The following is a 1,595-nucleotide window of genomic DNA, read 5'->3' as shown; positions in this document are numbered from 1 at the left end:
GCCGACCTGACCGAAGGCGGCATCGGCGGCACGGTCATCGTCAAGACCCGCAAGCCGCTGGACATGGCGGCCAACAGCGGCTTCGTCAGCGTCAAGTACGGCAAGGGCACCATCAGCGACGCCGAGAAGGAAGTCTCGGGCCTGTACAGCTGGAAGAACGAAGCCAAGAGCTTCGGCGTGCTGGCCGCCGCGGCCCATGCCGACGGTTCCTACATCCGCCGTGGTGTCGAGGCCGACAACCGCTGGTCGGGCGACGTGGCGCCCACCGCCTTCATCCAGGACCGCAAGCGCGACGCCATCAACCTGACGCTGCAAGCCCGCCCGGCGCAAGGCCTGGACCTCGGCTTGAACCTGCTCAAGCTCAAGCTCGTGGGCGACAGCTCCAACAGCAGCGACTACATCTTCCAGGACCCGAACTGCGACAAGCGCAACACGGAGGTGAAGTCGGCCTGGAACCCCACCGGCATGTGCGTGCATAGCACGACCACCGCCGCCAAACCGCTGCCCGACCAGTTCTTCCAGGTCTGGGCGCGCGCCGCCCAGATGACGTCCGACAGCATCACCTTCGACGGCCACTACAAGCTCGACGGCGCCAAGTTCGACCTCGTCGCCGGCACGACCAAGGCCAAGGGCGGCACGTCACTCACGGCCAACTTCCAGGCCGGCAACTGGGATGCGGGTTTCGCGCGCCCGAACTGGCAAGGCACCATCGACGCAACAGGCCACCAGATCGTCATCAGCCCGACGTCCAGCCAGTCCTTCACAGCGGCTCAGCTGCCCTCGCAGCTGGGCCCGCAGACCTGGGCGACGTCCCAAGGCCCGAACAAGGACCAGGAGAAGTACGCGCAGTTCGACGCCACGTTCGACCTGAACTGGGGCGCCATCAACACGTTCAAGACCGGTGTGCGCTTTGCTGACCACACCTTCGAGAAGCGCGCCTACCGCCCTGTCTGGGCCGCCACCATCGCCACCAGCCCCACGGCCAGCCTGTTCGACGGCACGGTCGACGTGGCCAGCTGGAGCATCCCGCGCCCCAACATCGGTGCCATGGTGGCCGGCACGCTGAAGAACATCAACGGCTGGAACGAAGACCGCTCGGCCTACAGCGAGCTCAACGAGAAGAACCAGGCCTTGTACGGCATGTTCGACTTCGAGGCCGGCAACCTGCGTGGCAACTTCGGCCTGCGCTACATCTCGACCGACGTGAAGAGCACGGGCTACAAGTTCGACGGCACGCCGCTGGTCGCTGGCGACTACGAGGGCAACGAGAACTGGGGCCGCGGCTTCGACGTCAAGAAGTCCAAGTACAACGACGTGCTGCCCAGCGTCAACCTCGCCTTTGACCTGCGCAAGGACCTGGTGCTGCGCGCCGCAGCGTCGCAGGCCATCACGCGCCCGAACTTCGCCAACATGTTCGGCATCCAGGTGTCCGGCTACAACGACGACCGCATCGGCAACGAGACCTGGACGGTCGGCAGCGTCGAGCTCAAGCCCATGAAGTCCAGCCAGATCGACCTGAGCCTGGAGTACTACTACGGCAAGGGCAATGTGCTGTCGGCGACCTTCTTCAACAAGGACATCTCGAACTTCATCAC

General features: G+C 64.9%; 1 protein-coding gene. It reads left to right on the top strand.

Annotation, left to right across the window (positions count from 1 at the left end):
* On the top strand, nucleotides 1–1,595 hold a 1,595-nt coding region (locus ACXJKR_RS32025), incomplete at both ends, for a TonB-dependent receptor domain-containing protein (RefSeq protein ID WP_457326287.1).

This window comes from Roseateles sp. P5_E11 (genome assembly GCF_054049355.1).
Note: the sequence above shows the minus strand (reverse complement) of the source record. Positions and strands in the feature narration are given on the sequence as shown.